Source organism: Kistimonas asteriae (assembly GCF_018263925.1).
Lineage (GTDB): Bacteria > Pseudomonadota > Gammaproteobacteria > Pseudomonadales > Endozoicomonadaceae > Kistimonas > Kistimonas asteriae.
The window spans coordinates 21,296-37,494 of sequence record NZ_JAEVHF010000001.1; the positions used below are offsets into that span (position 1 = coordinate 21,296).

Here is a 16,199-nt window from a genome sequence, read left to right on the forward strand (position 1 = left end):
CAGCCTGCAAGGGGACTATTAAACGCAGTCAGCCCAGGGGTTGTCCATACGCAGCGACACGGATACGTCGCCCAGTTCCACCTGCTCACGGCTCAGGCGGATATCGCTGTCAGTGATGACATTTTCACCAAAACGGTACAACGGTGAGACCGTTCCCGCGCACATGCCCTGCTCATAGGCAGCTACCGCTTCAACAACCGCCTCATTGCGCTGGTGCCAGGCGGTCATGGCGGATTGCCCATGGCGTTTTTCCAGCATGCACTGCACCCGGTGTGGCGCGATGACCATGGCAGTTGCGTTATTACCACCAAAGCCCTTGGCATTCAGGAAGGCTATATCCAGGGCATCACGACCCACTGCCAGATGGTCAGTCACCACGTGCAAACGCGCCTGGTGAACATCATCGGCAATACGGTCGATGCTGGTGATACCGGGAATCAGGCCATGCTGCCAGACACCCAGGGTTGCCATCAGCTGATCGGCGGCGGCCGTAGCGAGCGAGTGACCGACCCGACTCTTGATAGCAGTGACCGGCCAACGCGTGATCCCGAAGGTACGGGCGACTTCATCCAGAATATGGGATTCGGTAATCCGGTTCTGTGGAGTGCCAGACCCGTGCGCCTGAACAAAGGAGTGATTGCGCACCACCTCATCACCAAAGATGCTGCAGGCCAGCGAAACGGCTTTGGCAAAGGTAATGTAATTGCCCGCACCGGGACCCGAAATGGATTGTTTGTGGCCATCAGCGTTCACAAACACATCCGCCACAGCGCCAAGGATAGGCGCTCCGGTTGCCATGGCCAGCTCGTCGTCCATCAGCACGAAAAACTGGGCGGATTCCGCCAGGGTGAAACCGCAGTTCTCACCAAACGGACGACAGGCCCGACGGTAATCCGGGGTGTCATCCTTGCCAAGGTGATCCAGTACCCGCAGGTTCTTGTCAGAGGCCAGCGCCCCCATATTGGTGTAACCGTCAATCACTTCCGGCGTCAGTGGGGCCTCACTGTTGCCAACAATCACCAGCCGCGCACGACCGGAACGGATATCATTGATCCCCTGCCGGAGGTTATACAGGAAGGTCGCACAGGCACCCATATTGGTGCCTGTGCTGCCAAAACTGCCGAGCACATAGGCATTGATGAAATCCGCCGGCATTTCCGCGAAGCCCAGTGGCAGCTGCTTGGAGGTCACCCGCTTACCCTGTAGACGGGCCTGCAGCATGCCGCCGTTGCCGTTATGGTCCAGCTGGCTCATGCTGCTGCCGGCATAGACGGAGATCTGGTCAGGACTGATCTTCTGCTTCAAGGCATCAAACGGCATCCCCAGCGACATCAGGGCATCGGAAGCGCCATAAACGGTCATGGCCAGCCCGCGGGGATGGTTGCGGGACTGATACAGCGTTTCCGGATGAAAGCCGGTCGGCAACTGACCGGCCGCATAGACGGGAGAGGGCTGCGTGGCAGGCACCAACAGTGACTGCTCGCTACCCAGGCTCACCAGCACCCGGTCACTATCGAGTTCCGTCACCTGCCATCCGGCCGGTAACACTTTTGGCAGCTGACGACGACGCAGCACCAGCTGGCTCCCGTCCTGCACCTTGAGCAGGTTATGCAGCGGGGTATGATCAGGATCAAACAGGGTACCATCGAGCTTCCGGATCAATGTAGCATCCAGCAGCCCCTGTTGATCGGCCGGGTTACCCCCGGTCAATGCCGCCAGACTGGACAGGGTATGCGTAGCCTGAGTCTGCCCCAGGGCTTCGAACACGAGGCGACAATAGGCATTGAAGCCGGATGTACGGCCCGCCGGGCCAATGCCCCCCTGGGCAACGATAACGGGTAATCTGGACAACCTAAATAACCTCCGGAAATCCAGTGTCGGAGCGAACTTCGACCCGGGCGGAATCAATGATTCCACCCTCTGAATCAAGTAATGACTAACGTCTTTTATCCATAGTGTATTCAGGCTGGCACCCTACTAATTCTTCATTTTGGCCATATAATTAGACATATTGGCCAAAACAGGCAAAAACCGTGGAAATACCTATCGCCAGTCCTGCCACCCTCTCGGTCTGCATGGTGGCACTGGACCGTATGATCGGCACTAGCATCAGCCTGCCGGCAGAGATGCTGTCTGCCGCGAAAACAATCGGAGACAGCCTGAACGCCAGCTACCCTGACCTGTCACTGGTTACCGCAAGCCATGACAGCACACCGCTTACCCTGAGCGGCGGCCTCCGTCTTCTGCCGGACTGCCGCTACCAGGATATTGATCACTGTAATCTCATCATCCTGCCCGCCCTGTGGCGCAATCCCCGCCCACTCTTGCAGCGCTATCCGGATCTGATGGCATGGTTGCGCGAACGCTACCAGGACGGTGCCCTGATCTGTGCGGCTGGCACGGGTGTTTATCTGATGGCGGGTGCCGGATTACTTGATGGGAAACCGGCCACGACCCACTGGCACTACCTGGATCAGTTTGAGCACCTGTTCCCTCGGGTGATCCTGAAACGCCACCACCTCATTACCCAGAGCGGCCCGCTTTATTGTGCCGGCAGCGTCAACTCGGTCGCCGACCTGATGGTGCATCTGATCAGCCACTTCTTTGATGAAACCGTTGCCGCTCGGGTAGAGCGACAGTTCTCCCCGGAAATCCGTCGGCCACTAAACGATGTGTTTTATTCTTTCGAGCAGGACAGCGCCCATGAAGATGAAACCATCATTACCATTCAGCAATGGCTCCATGAGCACCTCGGTGAAACGGTCAATATGCGCGAACTGGCCGCACACTTCTCCCTGAGCCAGCGATCACTGAATCGCCGCTTCAAGGAAGCAACGGGCGTATCCCCGCTGGAATACCTGAACAACCTTCGGCTGGCGGCTGCCCGGGATCTGCTCAAAACCACCAACCTCAGTATCACGGAAGTTGCCCTGCATACCGGTTTTCAGGATACCGGCTACTTCTGTCGTTTGTTCAAACAGAAAATCCAGGTGACACCGTCCGACTACCGTTTGAGCGTCAGGGGCAAACTGTTCAAACTATAATTGCCCTTTTCAGCGTGACTGACTTACACGCCGTAAACATCTTTACGATTCAGCCACTGATCGCCCCGTCGGGTTGATGATAGACTTCCGCACCACCATTTTTATAGAACCCGACTGTCGGATACCAACAAGGAAATGTCATCATGAGACGCTCTGCCTTTTTGCCCAACATCAAGCAGGTCATGATTGTACTGGTCGCCCTCTTCGCCACCAGCCAGGTCATGGCGCAGACTGCGCTAGGCCAGTGGAAGACGATTGACGATGAAACCGGCGAAGTGAAAAGCATTGTCACCATTCAGGAAGAAGACGGTGTGATCACCGGCAAGGTCCTGCAGATTATGGATGAAGCCAAGCGCCAGGAAGTCTGCAAAAAATGCGACGGAAGCCGTAAGAATCAGCCCATTGAAGGGATGACTATTATCTGGAACATGAAAGACAAAGACGGCCAGTATGAAGACGGCAAGATCCTGGATCCGGAAAACGGCAAGGTTTACTCCGCCAATATGAAAGTACTGGACGACGGCAAGAAGCTGGAAGTCCGTGGTTTCATTGGTTTTGCCCTGATTGGCCGTTCCCAGGTATGGGAAAAGGTCGAAGGCTGATCGACCTCAGGCACTCGCCCAAAACGTGTTCCCTGCCTGTTCAGGGAACACAGTTCCCCAGACGAGCACATTATCTGAACCGAATACAATAACCATATCGATGCCTGGCTTAATTACAGCCACAAAAACGATAAGACCTGCCATGAACTCCCCTAAAATGGGTCAAATTTTAAACCAGTTGATGGCGTAGCTGTCGATGACGAGACATTCAATAATATCTGTATGGTTATACTCATTCCCATCAGGCCTCATCAACAGGTTTAAAACATGACCGAGTTTGTAGGGTTTGATCGGCGCTATCCGTCTATTCAACGTCGCCTTTGTCCTGCGGTCGAACACATGAGCAATGACTTTCTGATAACGAGGCTCTCAAGCATAGAAAAATCAGCGCTGGTTCCCTTTATTTCAGAGAATAGACATTGCTCGTCTATCAGCCACATCAGCTCAAAATCCTCTGGAAATGCCTTGCGGGACTGGTAGTACCGCGACGAACGCGAGATGTCATGTATTCGACACTGGCTGACAATGAATACTTCCGGGTGAAAATGCTCGACCATGGAAAGGCGCTGACTTCTCGTCAGTAATCGAGCTCACGTGCAAAAAATCCCGTTCTACCGTGAGCTTGCCTATATACCGATAGAGGTTGTCGACGTCATCCTGATAACTCTTATCTGTCTTGCCATCCTTACTGTCAAACAGCTCTGGCGCACAATCTAGCAATTCCCGCTTCCAGGTGTTCACCATAGTTGGATGAATCTGGTACCGAGCCAGCCGCTCTGGAGTAGCCTCGTCCCCCTTGATGGCCGCCTGCACGACTTTAGCCTTGAATGCAGGGACAGTAGTGTTTGCATTTTTTTCTCATGATCGCATCGCCCATCTTTTATGGATCAGAGCCTACCCACTGTTTTGGGCGCCGTTTCACCCATAAGATTAAAGATGTAGCTATAAAAATAGGGGTAAGCTTGCAAGCTTCCTACTGAAATGCTATCAATCATCATCCTTCAGATTAATGAATAATAACAGGGTGTTCTAGCAAGGATGAAGACTAAACCAAAGGTTAAACCTACACAGAATACTAGCCATGTGAAAAATGCTGTTGACTTGGCTGATGCAATAACTACAGCAAACAGCTCTAGCTCAGGTTCAGAACAGATTATCGAAATTGATGGCAGTGCAACCATAAAATTAAGTGAATTAAGAGATCAGTTACCAGCCATAAACCCAGCAGTGAAGAACACCCAAATAAAAATATGGAGCAAAGGTGGTGCCACGATTGATGGGGGTGGAAAATACTGCGGGTTTATCGTTCTTAATGGCAATGTAAAATTGCAGAATCTTGTTATTCAGAATATGGCCTCAAAAGGTGCAACAAGTTGCCTGGGAGCGGGTGGCGGGTTGTTCGTTGCAAATACTTCCAGTTATCCAAAAGCCAAGCAATTTGCGCCAGTTGTTCAACTTTGGAATGTGGACTTTCAAAAGTGCTCGGCTGAAGGTGGTGATGGTAATCAGGCACGAGGTGGAGGTGGAGGTGCAGGGGCTAATGTAATGGGAGCCGGGCAAAGTGGCTATTCGGGAGAATCAGCAGAACCTATGACAGCCCCATTATCTCCTTTGTTTCCTAACATTTTTAACATTTTTGGTAATAATAATACCGGCAGCTTTGGTCTCACAACTCAAGGAGGGTTTGGAGCACAAGGTGGTAATGGGGCTCCACGACAAACCGATCCCGGGCCTGGAACTGCTGGTCAGTCTGGCGGCGGGCAAAGTGGATACGGTGCCGGTGCCTCCGGTGGTGGCGGTGGCGGTGGTGGCGGTGGTGGCTGTGGAGCCTACGTTGGAGGAACTCCAATGTCAGGTAGCCCAGGGGCTACTGGTGGTAGTGGTGGTGGATCACATGGCAAGCCGGGCTTTGGTGGAGGGGCTGCAGGTGGTGCAGGATCAGGTAGTTCAGGTTCCCCAGCCTATGGAGAGGAAAATGGTTTAAACGGTATACACGGAGGTAATGGTGGTGCTGGTGGTAACGGGGCCATGAGTGGAGGTGGTGCCGGCTTTGGAGGCGGGATTTTTTTAATGGATCACGCCGATATAACCATTTCCGGCTCAGGTTCGATGGATAACAATCTTGCTAAGGGTGGAGCTCCGAATGGTTCTACTTGTGGGCCTGATATCTTTATGCAGGGTGATGGTACATTAACATTTAACACTCCATTCAATGAAACATACACCATCGGCGGCGGTATATGTGATGAAATGGGTGCAGTAAAACATAATATGGCATCTCCAGTTGATTGTAGTCGCGGTGAACCTGATTATATGCCGGTAGGTGGTTGCATAGATGGGGTAAATGGAAAAGAGGGGATCTGGAGCATTGCCCAGCAAGGGAGCGGAACGGTCAAGATAACGGGTCAAAACTATCTCTCCGGTCATCTTAAAGCTCAAAAAGGAATCATTGATTTAAGTTCCTGCTACGGTATGGGGCATTATGCGGTAATACTAGAAGAGGGTTGTCTATCTCATACTCCAGATTCTGCTGCTCCAGAGACTGGAATGGGCATACTCTCTTTGGATTCTTCTTCATACATAAGATTGAACGGCTACTCTCGTATCATAACTGAAGGCATTAAAAGTGAAGGTCTTCTGAAGATCAGTTTGGAACCAGATGGTTTTGAAGAAGGTAAGGAAGTTACATTAATTACTTCAAAAGAACCTATCGATAAGAGTCTTAAGGTTGATGTCCCCTCAGGTTTTAGTTGCATCACAAACAGCCACTCTATTTGTATTACAAGAAATGGATGACACACAGACATGGCTAGTAACAAAGATTTTTATACACATAAAGCGATCACTCAGCTCAAAAACAGTAAGGGTCAGCCATTTGGCACGTCGATAGCCTCCTACGAAGTGAGACGGCATCAGGATGTATGTAATTTAACTGATAAATTTGCCTATCACATTATAAGTACATATAGAGTCATTATTCCAAATACCAGCTATGACAAAAAGGATAAGTCTGTAAGCTATTACACTCCTGGTGCCAAGGACATTACGAGCTTTAATTACCCAGCGATCGTGTCAAACATGGCTGTGGTGACTTATCAAGGTGCTTCAGAGCAGCCGCAAAATGCAGAGTTACTCAACTATTCACCAAAAACAATTAATTCGTCGGTTCATACATCAACAAGTGATGGTAGTGGTGTGATTTCTTCGACTAGCCACCAGCATACGTCCGGTTCCTCTACGTCACAATCAAACACTTATGGTGCGTCCGTTTCTGTAGGTTTTATGGGTGACATGCTTACAGGTGGAGCTACTGGCAGCTATAGCCACACCTCTGAATCGAGTCATTCCAATTCTGTATCTTCAGGGGACGAATCAGGAAGTAGCAGTAACAGCTCAGAGTCTGATGCGATGAGCGTTAAAGACTGGGCTTGTAATGCTTACATTGATGTTAACAATACGACTCCAACCTGGGTGTGGGGTCAGGAGTATCCATGGAATGTTCTCCAGTACGTCAATACAGGTAACAGTTCGTCAGTAGATATACAACCTGTCATTTTACCAGCATTTCTAACTCCATTGCTTTGTGATGAAACTCAAGCGTTACCACCTAGTCAGTTATCTCAGTTTGGAATTGATTTTACTATGAAATCAGCATGGCTGGTTGAACCTGTTGGATCCAGCGAAGCTACCTTTAAACAAACAATTGAGTATTACATGGCTTCTCATAGTTATGTGGCGGGCTCAGGTTCAGGTAAAGATGTAATCCCCCCCTCTGTTTCAGCTTATATTACTTCTCCTACAAATCTGCCCGTCGCTGATCAAACGATTGATCTTTGCCTTCTTGGTCTTGATCCTATTATCAGTCCAACGGGTCGTGGTCGAAGTAGTGCGATTATTGGGTTTCTTCCACACAGTTTTTTTATAGCTCCAGTACAAGCTACTTCATCAGCCAAACCTGTAAATTTCACAACCCTATCTAGTACCAATAATCTACTCATCAGTGATACAACGCAGTATGGTAGTCTCGCTGCTAACGATGCTGGTGCAGGCTTTAGTGCTTCAGATGCATCCCTTTCTGCCCAGCTCACAGAAAATTGTAAGACTTTACAGCTGACCATCAACTTTAAAATAGCAGATGTTATTAATGACTACACACTCTACATGAAGCACTGGAAAAGCGGCTCAAAGGGTGTTGTGCTTAACATAATTATCAATGGCTATACCGATAATGCACTGACAAAATATGTCGATTCTTCAGAGGCTGAAGGTGGTGAGAGTAACCTCCTGTCAATAGCTCTAAGAGACCTGGATTTTGGTTCCATTGATTATCACGATTATCTAAAACTTGGGCTCAATACCATTGTGGTTAACATAACTCCTATAGATGGGGATGTTGCCAATGGAGGATACCAAGTCAGAGCTATTTCCGTAGAAAAATCATAAATTTTTGAGTGTACGACAATGCCTGGTTTAGGGAAAAATAACGCGCACAAGGGGGGGGCTCCTTCGCTGCCAAAAAAGAAAAAAAATAAAAAAAAGAAAACTATCACTCAGTTAAAGGAAAGTCTGGTGTCAGGCTTGGTCGCTCAAAATGATATACCAACCTTGGAGTTTGAGCGCCCAAACTTTAAGTCTATGAAAGAATATGCTGCAAGACTGGAAGCGGTGCTGGCTACAGGTGATGAATCTTATTTAACTGCAAAACTTGATATCAAGCATGAAGATCTGGCAGCGCCTCACCGTGCTCCTTATTCAAAACTGAGAGACTTGGTTCTTTTTGGTACAAAAGCTGAAGTTGAGAATGTTGTGGACTTACTAACAAGTGCCAGTATAAGGTGCGAAAATGCTTTCAGGAACGTAACATCTGACGATCGATATACTGAATTAGCAGACCTTTATCAGGCAACGCGAATTGAAGTTGAACAAGCGCTAAGTGATTATAAAACCCCTACTTTGAATGTACTAGATAAGTACTCTTCTAAACTGGATTTGATCAAAGCATTGAATAATCTAGCAAGCAATGCACCTGGTTTAGGGCCACACTCTGGAACCAATGCTCCTGTTAGTGACAGGCTACACCTACATTTAACAGACCTGCCGAATGAACCTGTCACACCAAGAGGAAATGCGGCTAATAAAGGGTTTTCGTATGAACCTGTAGCGACGGTGACAGATTCATCTGGAGATAGAAAGGTTGTTTCTGTCACTGGTGCTCACCATTCTTTACAGCCAGGTCAGCACGTGCCGCATTATAAAGATGTTTCTGTCAAACCAGGGATATTAAGAGGTGCCTTGTTTGTTGACCACATGGGTACTGTCTATAAGCCTAAAAATCCAACACAGGCACCGACCGGGGACTTCAATAGTGACTGGGAAGCGGCCTAGTAGTTAACTGCCCCCATTATTTGGGTTAGTTCAGACTTGATCTGACAGTTCACCCTTCAGAAAAGGAGAGGATTAGCAATTCAAAAGATGGGGCAATCACTTGTATCTGAATCATCAAAAAGGTAATCATCATGATTCATACTAAAATCCATCGCATAAACACCGATCTGAGACAGTAATTATGGACACCTCCCTAAGAGAGTAAAATCACTCTTTGAGGTGACCAATGACTACCAGAAAAAACGTAAATATCATTCGCTGGAATTCAAAGCCGAAGCCCTGAAGCTGGCAGAGAAAACCCGTATCCTGTCAGCAGCCAGGGAGTTGGGATTGCAGGATTCCCAGCTCTACACATGGCAATCCGCAGCACCCAGAAAAAAGACGAACAGTGAGCGGGTGTCTGCGTTAACGACCGAGGTCCCCAAGCTCAAGCGTCAGCTGGCGGTATAGGCTGAGGAGCTTGAAATACTAAAATGGCGGCCATCTACTTCGCGAAAAACCAAAAATAGAGCGCTTATGCTTTATGTTCCGAAACAGGAACCGGTTTTCCCTAGCCAGGATGGCTTCTGTTCTACGCGTCTCGCGAAGTGGGTACAACCACTGAGAGAGAGCCAAGTATAGATCCAGTCATCGTGCCGTCAAACTGCAACTCCGCAATAGGTTGATTCTGGAGGATGATGGTCAGCCTTGCTGTCTCAAAACCATTCAGAACAGCATGAAACAACCGAGGCTGGCTCCCAAAGCGGCTCGTCGATTCAGGGTCGCGACGGACAGCAAGCACTCTTTGCCTGTTGCGCCTAACCTCCTCAAGCGTGACTTTGTAGCCACAGCGTCGAGTCATAGGCTGGCCCACGGAAAACACAATGAAAGCTGAGGCTATACATCATGAGCCAATGATGACTCGGGCACAGATGCAGCAGGCTGTGTTTGAATACATTAAAGTCGATTACAATCGAACCCGCCGACACAGTGCATTTGGGTATGTGACTCCCATGAACTCCGAGTTGGCAAAAGCAGCTTAGGCAGATGTCCATTTTTACTGCTTCAGATCAGTTCAAGATCCTGACGGGCTTTCAGAACCGGCGTTTTGTCATACAATATCGCCTCATAGAGAAACGGTTATCGTCAAAGACTGACGTGTAACAGAGCCACAACCTTTTTCAATGGCCGGCAAACACCCAAAACAACATCGGCCACCAGCGACGTATAAACCAATAACAACATTGCAGGTCTGAAAGGAATCAGACCGTGCCACACAACCGGAGCAGCACGCTTATGGATTCAGGCCATCCTACGGAACCGGATGATCCCCCCCGCATCCGTTGCGCGGGTATTACCAAAACCTATCCCGGCGTGATCGCCAGCGACAATATCGCTTTGTCGATTCAACCTGGCGAAATCCATGCCCTGCTGGGCGAAAACGGTGCCGGTAAAAGCACCCTGATGAAAATCCTCTATGGGGTTATTCAACCTGACGCTGGACAGATCTGGTGGGATGGAAAGCTGATCACCCTGAACTCACCGGCCCAGGCCCGGCAGTTGGGCATCGGCATGGTGTTCCAGCATTTTTCCCTGTTTGAGACCCTGACGGTTGCCCAGAATATGGAACTCTCACTGGGCAAACAAAATACCGGCAACCGGAAATCGCTGGCAAAACGTATTCGCGAGACAGCTGAGCAGTATGGCATGCCTGTCGATCCCGATCGTTATGTGCATACCCTGTCAACCGGCGAACGGCAGCGGGTAGAAATTATCCGTTGTCTGATCCAGAATGTCCGCCTGCTGATTCTGGATGAACCCACCTCCGTCCTGACGCCCTCCGAAGTCGACAAGCTCTTTATCGTCCTGCGGCGGTTAAGCCAGGAAGGTTGCAGCATTCTCTTTATCAGTCACAAACTGCATGAAGTGCAGGCGCTCTGCCATACAGCGACCATACTTCGTCATGGTCGTATAACCGGACAGTGCACGCCAAAAACTACTGCGCCACAGGCCATGGCCAGAATGATGGTGGGCGACAACGCCCGCCTGCATACCCGCTATCCCAATAAGACTGGCCGTGAAGCCGCCCTGACCGTAGAACAACTGTCAGAACCTGCTGATCACAGTTTCGGTACGCCCCTTAAAGGTATTAACTTTTCTGCACTGCGCGGAGAAATTCTGGGTATCGCCGGGGTGGCAGGCAATGGTCAGAAGGAGTTGCTGTCTCTCCTCAGCGGTGAGCGACGCACCACCCGAAAACAAAGTATCCAGGTGGCCGATCAGCCTATCGGTCAATGGTCTCCTCGTCAGCGTCGGGAAAACGGACTCTGTGTGGTACCGGAAGAGCGACTTGGGCGAGGCGCGGTGCCTGATATGCACCTTCGGGACAACGCCCTGCTAACCGGCTTTCTGCAGAATACCGTGACAGGCGGTTTTGTCCGCAACAAGCGTGTCACGGCGTTTGCCCACAGAATTATCGAACACTTTGGTGTCAAGACAGCCACCAGCAAGGCAGCCGCCAAAAGCCTGTCCGGCGGCAACCTGCAGAAATTCATCATCGGCCGGGAAATCCTGCAGCGGCCTGAGGTGCTAGTTTGTGCGCATCCCACCTGGGGCGTGGACGTCGGTGCAGCCAACACCATCCATGAGGCCCTGATTGCCCTGCGGGACGCGGGCGCTGCCATCATCGTTGTTTCCGAGGATCTGGATGAACTGTTCCAGATCAGCGACCGCATCGGTGCACTCTGCAATGGCCAACTGTCGCCCATCAAACCGACAGCCGACGTCGATCTTGACGAGGTGGGCAGCTGGATGGCCGGTCTGTTCACCATAAACGACATAACAATAACACCAGCCAGCCCAACCCCAGAAAACCCGGAGAAAAACTATGCGCCTGAGCATTGAACGACGGCCGCAGGATTCCCGGGTGATGGCATACCTTTCACCGGTGTTGGCCACGGTACTGACACTGGCAGCAGGCGTACTCATTTTCCTGTGGCAGGGACAGGATCCCCTGAACGGCCTCTATACGTTTTTTGTTCTGCCTATCAGCTCCTGGTATGGCGTTGCCGAACTCTGCATCAAGGCAGCCCCCATGCTGCTCTGCGCACTCGGACTGGCCCTCTGTTTCAGGGCCAGCATCTGGAACATCGGGGCTGAAGGACAATTCATCATGGGCGCCCTGATTGGCGGTTATGTTGCACTGGAGTGGGTTGAACCACTGGGCATTCTTGCACTCCCCGCCACGCTCCTCTCGGGGGCCGCTGCCGGGCTCGCCTGGGCGGCAATACCTGCCTTCCTGCGTAACCATTGCAATACCAACGAAATCCTGACCACCATCATGCTCAACTATATCGCCCTGAACCTGCTGCTGTACGGGGTGCATGGTCCGCTGATGGATCCCTACGGTTATAATTTCCCGCAATCCGCCCTGTTTGAGGATGCGGTCACGCTACCCGTGCTAATTGAAGGCACACGGCTTCACCCGGGACTGCTGTTCGCACTGCTCGCAGCTGTGGTGGTCTGGGTATTGATGAGCCGTCTGTTTATCGGATTCCAGCTGCGGGTCATCGGGCTGGACCGGGGCGCTGCCGGTTACGCCGGTTTCAGCGAAAAGAAACTGGTCTATTTCAGCTTACTCTTTTGTGGCGCACTGGCCGGCCTTGCCGGCATCAGCGAAGTCGCGGGCCCCATTGGCCAGCTGGTACCACAGGTGTCACCGGGGTACGGCTACGCCGCCATCATCGTCGCCTTCCTGGGACGGTTACACCCGGTGGGTATTACCCTGGCCAGCGCGCTGATGGCACTGGTCTACATGGGCGGAGAGATGGGACAGATCAGCCTGGGCCTGCCGCTGGCGCTGGGCAGCCTGTTTCAGGGAATGCTGCTGATGTTCCTGCTGGCCTGTGACTTTCTGGTCGGCTACCGCCTGTGCCTGAAACGCTCAACCAACGTCGTCCAGCAGGCACCTGCTGCAACCGTCGCCAACGCTGTGGAGGGCTGAGATGGATATCGATCTGCTAACCAGTATTCTGTTTGCCATGGTTCGTACCGGCACCCCACTACTGTTGGTTGCCCTGGGAGAGATGGTCTGTGAAAAATCCGGCGTGCTGAACCTGGGTCAGGAAGGCATGATGCTGATGGGGGCCGTGGGTGGCTTTATCGGTGCCGTGACCACGGGCAGCCTGACCCTCGGTGTCCTGATAGGCATGATGGCCGGTGTCACCATGGCGCTGCTGTTCGGCCTGGTGGCCCTGAACCTGCGCGCTAACCAGGTCGCCACGGGGTTAGCGCTCACCATCATCGGCACCGGGCTCAGCGCATGGATAGGCGGTGATTACGTTGGCCGCGCACTCACGGGCATACAGCCCATGGTGATTCCCTGGTTGTCCGACATTCCCGTCATCGGCAAAGCGTTGTTCACGCAGGATCCCCTGGTCTATGTTTCACTGGGGCTCACCGTGCTGGTGTGGTGCTTTTTCCGCTTCACCCATGCCGGCCTCACAACTCTGGCCGTCGGTGAGAACCCTCACTCGGCCACTGCGGTCGGCCTGCCGGTGATGCCCGTGCGCTATCTCGCGGTGCTCTTTGGCGGTGCGATGGCAGGACTTGGCGGGGCTTACCTGTCCCTGGCATATACCCCTCTGTGGACTGAAAACATGACCGCTGGCCGAGGCTGGATCGCCCTGGCACTGGTGGTTTTCGCCAGCTGGCGAGTCGGACGGATTCTGCTGGGCGCCTGGCTGTTTGGCGCGGCAAGTATTTTGCATCTTGTACTGCAAGGTATGGGTGTCAGTGTGTCATCCAACCTGCTGGCGACGCTGCCTTACGTAGCCACCATCGTCGTACTGGTTCTGCTGTCACAGAACCAGGTACGTAAGCACCTGATGGCGCCCATGTCACTCGGCAAGCCCTGGCACCCCGGTCATTGATCCGGTGGCATCCATCACTGAACAGACAATAACGACAACAAGCAGTCACAACACGGGAGTCACAATGAAAAAACTGCTGAAACAGGCTGCGGCCATGCTGATGACCGCAGCCCTCTCAAGCCTGGCCATGGCCAGTGCGGAAAAGCCCCTGAAGGTAGGTTTTGTCTACGTCGGCCCGGTAGGCGACGCTGGATGGACATTTGGCCATGATGAGGGTCGCCGCGAAATGCTGGAAACCCTCGGTGAAGAGAAAGTGGAAACCACCTTCGTTGAAAGTGTTGCAGAAGGTGCCGACGCAGAGCGGGTGATCCGCACGCTGGCGCAGCAGGGCCACGACCTTATATTCACCACCTCGTTCGGTTACATGAACCCGACGCTGAAAGTGGCGAAGCAGTTCCCTGGCGTCAAGTTCCAGCACGCTACTGGCTACAAGCGGGCGAACAACGTTGGCACCTATTCCGCCCGGTTCTACGAGGGACGTTACCTGACCGGTGTCATCGCCGGCCACATGACCAAGTCCAACACCATTGGCTACGTGGGCTCCTTCCCGATTCCGGAAGTGATCCAGGGTATCAATGCCTTCACCCTGGGACTCCGCGCCGTCAATCCCGCTGCCAAGGTCAAGGTCGTCTGGATCAACAGCTGGTACGACCCAGCCAAGGAACGTGAAGCCGCTGAAAGCCTGATCGCACAGGGTGCTGACATCATTAACCAGCACACCGATTCACCGGCACCCGTACAGGCCGCCCAGGACAAAGGCGTTTACGCGTTTGGCTATGACACCGACATGACCCGGTTTGGTCCCGATGCCCACCTGACTGGCAGCCTGGTGGACTGGTCCGGCTATTACACCGAAACCACCAAAGCCGTACTGGACAAAAACTGGAAAACCGGTGATGTCTGGGGTGGCTTTGCTGCCGGCATGATTGAAATGGCGCCTTACAATAAGGCCATTCCAGCCTCTGTGGTCAAGCAGGTTGAAACACTCAAGGCCGAGTTAACCAGCGGGGAGCTTGGCATTTTTGAAGGCCCCATCAAGGCCCAGGACGGTTCGCTGAAGGTGGCTGCGGGCACCACACTGACCGATCCGGATATTCTTTCCATGAACTGGTATGTTGAAGGGGTTGACGGCAAGCTACCTAAATAAACGACGTTCGCCAACGGTGAAACAACCTGATCACCACCCGGGTGGTCAGGTACAGCCTCAGATAACACGGGTGATACCTCGCCTTTCAAAAGCGCCCCCTGACTCAGACTCTCTTTCAACCAGCTGACCGGCAATGATCACTAATAAAGCAACCGCCTGTTACTTCGGCTCAATCAGCCATTCCAGCCGGCACTGTCCCTGCCCCTCTGGCGCCAGACTCCTCTGGAGGCGCGGCAACAGCGCCGTTAGTTGTTCATCCAGTTGCCAGGGCGCATTAATGATCGCCATACCGGAACCGTGCATACCATAGTCTTCCGCCTGTTCGGTCACCGCCAGTTCCGCCACTAGCAAGTTAGCAAAGGGGATACGGGCCAGCTGCTCCAGCAACCAGCGACTCCGATCACGCTGCCGGGACAGAATGGGGTACCAGATGGCAAAAATCCCTACCGGCCACTTCTTCCAGGCCGACACCACCGCATCCAGCGTATTCTGATAGTCATCCCTGATTTCATAGGATGGGTCAATCAATACCAGACCACGACGTACCGGCAACGGCAAAATCGCAGACAGCCCTTCAAAACCGTCACGATGATGGAGGATGACTCGCTGGTCACGCCCCATATTTTTTCGCAGAACGTCAATCTCGCGGTTATGCAACTCCATCAGCACCAGCTGATCCTGCTCACGCAGCATGGTACCGGCAATGGCAGGGGAACCCGGGTAGTACTGCAGCGCACCCTTCGGATTCAGCTGCCTGATGACAGCGTCGTAGGATGCAAGTTCAGGGTAATCGCCCAACTGAGAAAACAATCGGCCAATACCCGTTTCATATTCTGCCGTTTTACGGGCTTCCTCACTGTCCAGCCGGTACAGACCTGCACCACTGTGACTGTCGACATAGACAAACGGCTTGTCCTTGGCCTTGAGCTTCTCAAGGATCAATGCCTGGGTGGCATGCTTGAGCACATCGGCATGGTTGCCGGCATGAAAACTGTGACGGTAACTGAGCAAAGGCTCTCTCCACTGCGTCAGGGTAAGGCTGAAAAAGGCAGGAGTATAGCGGTAACCCTTCGATCATAGACAGACCGGATAACCAGTACGGTTCCAACGA

At 52.2% G+C, this 16,199-nt stretch carries 13 protein-coding genes and 1 pseudogene; 10 read left to right on the top strand and 4 right to left on the bottom strand.

Features of this window, described 5'->3' with window-relative positions:
* Positions 1 to 18 precede the first annotated feature (18 nt).
* A complete protein-coding gene (locus tag KHS78_RS00090) occupies positions 19 to 1,851 on the bottom strand; it encodes a beta-ketoacyl synthase (protein WP_211824035.1) in 1,833 nt (610 codons plus the stop codon).
* Between the two features lie 182 nt (positions 1,852 to 2,033).
* On the opposite strand from KHS78_RS00090, the gene KHS78_RS00095 reads away from it, so the two are divergent.
* Both KHS78_RS00095 and KHS78_RS00100 read left to right on the top strand, forming a co-directional pair.
* Positions 2,034 to 3,044: a GlxA family transcriptional regulator gene (locus tag KHS78_RS00095; protein ID WP_211824037.1), complete on the top strand. Its 1,011-nt coding sequence runs from the start codon at positions 2,034 to 2,036 to the stop codon at positions 3,042 to 3,044.
* 143 nt (positions 3,045 to 3,187) lie between these two features.
* A complete protein-coding gene (locus KHS78_RS00100; RefSeq protein ID WP_246505958.1) occupies positions 3,188 to 3,646 on the top strand; it encodes a DUF2147 domain-containing protein in 459 nt (152 codons plus the stop codon).
* 6 nt (positions 3,647 to 3,652) lie between these two features.
* Here the strand turns inward: KHS78_RS00100 and KHS78_RS00105 are convergent, their stop codons facing one another.
* On the bottom strand, positions 3,653 to 3,790 hold the full coding sequence (locus tag KHS78_RS00105) for a hypothetical protein (RefSeq protein WP_211824039.1): 138 nt from the start codon (positions 3,788 to 3,790) through the stop codon (positions 3,653 to 3,655).
* A gap of 357 nt (positions 3,791 to 4,147) precedes the next feature.
* Positions 4,148 to 4,459 carry a hypothetical protein gene (locus KHS78_RS00110; RefSeq protein WP_211824041.1) on the bottom strand — a complete coding sequence of 104 codons (312 nt, stop codon included), beginning with the start codon at positions 4,457 to 4,459 and terminating at the stop codon, positions 4,148 to 4,150.
* 225 nt (positions 4,460 to 4,684) lie between these two features.
* Between KHS78_RS00110 and KHS78_RS22190 the strand changes: the two genes are divergently transcribed.
* From KHS78_RS22190 to KHS78_RS00150, 8 genes and pseudogenes are all read left to right on the top strand, one after another.
* Positions 4,685 to 6,442: a hypothetical protein gene (locus KHS78_RS22190; protein WP_246506034.1), complete on the top strand. Its 1,758-nt coding sequence runs from the start codon at positions 4,685 to 4,687 to the stop codon at positions 6,440 to 6,442.
* A 9-nt stretch (positions 6,443 to 6,451) separates the two neighbouring features.
* A complete protein-coding gene (locus KHS78_RS00120) occupies positions 6,452 to 8,089 on the top strand; it encodes a hypothetical protein (protein ID WP_211824043.1) in 1,638 nt (545 codons plus the stop codon).
* 18 nt (positions 8,090 to 8,107) lie between these two features.
* Positions 8,108 to 9,031, top strand: coding sequence for a hypothetical protein (locus KHS78_RS00125; protein ID WP_211824045.1), 924 nt, complete (start codon positions 8,108 to 8,110; stop codon positions 9,029 to 9,031).
* A 219-nt stretch (positions 9,032 to 9,250) separates the two neighbouring features.
* Positions 9,251 to 10,053, top strand: a pseudogene (locus tag KHS78_RS00130) (transposase).
* Positions 10,054 to 10,279: 226 nt separating this feature from the next.
* On the top strand, positions 10,280 to 11,914 hold the full coding sequence (locus KHS78_RS00135) for an ABC transporter ATP-binding protein (RefSeq protein ID WP_343216848.1): 1,635 nt from the start codon (positions 10,280 to 10,282) through the stop codon (positions 11,912 to 11,914).
* Positions 11,898 to 13,013: an ABC transporter permease gene (locus KHS78_RS00140; RefSeq protein WP_211824047.1), complete on the top strand. Its 1,116-nt coding sequence runs from the start codon at positions 11,898 to 11,900 to the stop codon at positions 13,011 to 13,013. The genes KHS78_RS00135 and KHS78_RS00140 overlap by 17 nt, the downstream gene beginning before the upstream one ends.
* A gap of 1 nt (position 13,014) precedes the next feature.
* A complete protein-coding gene (locus KHS78_RS00145) occupies positions 13,015 to 13,941 on the top strand; it encodes an ABC transporter permease (RefSeq protein ID WP_211824048.1) in 927 nt (308 codons plus the stop codon).
* A 64-nt stretch (positions 13,942 to 14,005) separates the two neighbouring features.
* A complete protein-coding gene (locus KHS78_RS00150; RefSeq protein WP_211824050.1) occupies positions 14,006 to 15,088 on the top strand; it encodes a BMP family ABC transporter substrate-binding protein in 1,083 nt (360 codons plus the stop codon).
* Positions 15,089 to 15,247: 159 nt separating this feature from the next.
* Here the strand turns inward: KHS78_RS00150 and KHS78_RS00155 are convergent, their stop codons facing one another.
* Positions 15,248 to 16,099: a 23S rRNA (adenine(2030)-N(6))-methyltransferase RlmJ gene (locus KHS78_RS00155; protein WP_211824052.1), complete on the bottom strand. Its 852-nt coding sequence runs from the start codon at positions 16,097 to 16,099 to the stop codon at positions 15,248 to 15,250.
* Positions 16,100 to 16,199 lie beyond the last annotated feature (100 nt).

Bases quoted from the DNA above. Each gene is read 5' to 3' on its own strand.
- KHS78_RS22190 (WP_246506034.1), top strand. From the start codon at position 4,685: ATGAAGACTAAACCAAAGGTTAAACCTACACAGAATACTAGCCATGTG.
- KHS78_RS00140 (WP_211824047.1), top strand. From the start codon at position 11,898: ATGCGCCTGAGCATTGAACGACGGCCGCAGGATTCCCGGGTGATGGCA.
- KHS78_RS00105 (WP_211824039.1), bottom strand. From the start codon at position 3,790: ATGGCAGGTCTTATCGTTTTTGTGGCTGTAATTAAGCCAGGCATCGAT.
- KHS78_RS00150 (WP_211824050.1), top strand. From the start codon at position 14,006: ATGAAAAAACTGCTGAAACAGGCTGCGGCCATGCTGATGACCGCAGCC.
- KHS78_RS00125 (WP_211824045.1), top strand. From the start codon at position 8,108: ATGCCTGGTTTAGGGAAAAATAACGCGCACAAGGGGGGGGCTCCTTCG.
- KHS78_RS00145 (WP_211824048.1), top strand. From the start codon at position 13,015: ATGGATATCGATCTGCTAACCAGTATTCTGTTTGCCATGGTTCGTACC.
- KHS78_RS00120 (WP_211824043.1), top strand. From the start codon at position 6,452: ATGGCTAGTAACAAAGATTTTTATACACATAAAGCGATCACTCAGCTC.
- KHS78_RS00100 (WP_246505958.1), top strand. From the start codon at position 3,188: ATGAGACGCTCTGCCTTTTTGCCCAACATCAAGCAGGTCATGATTGTA.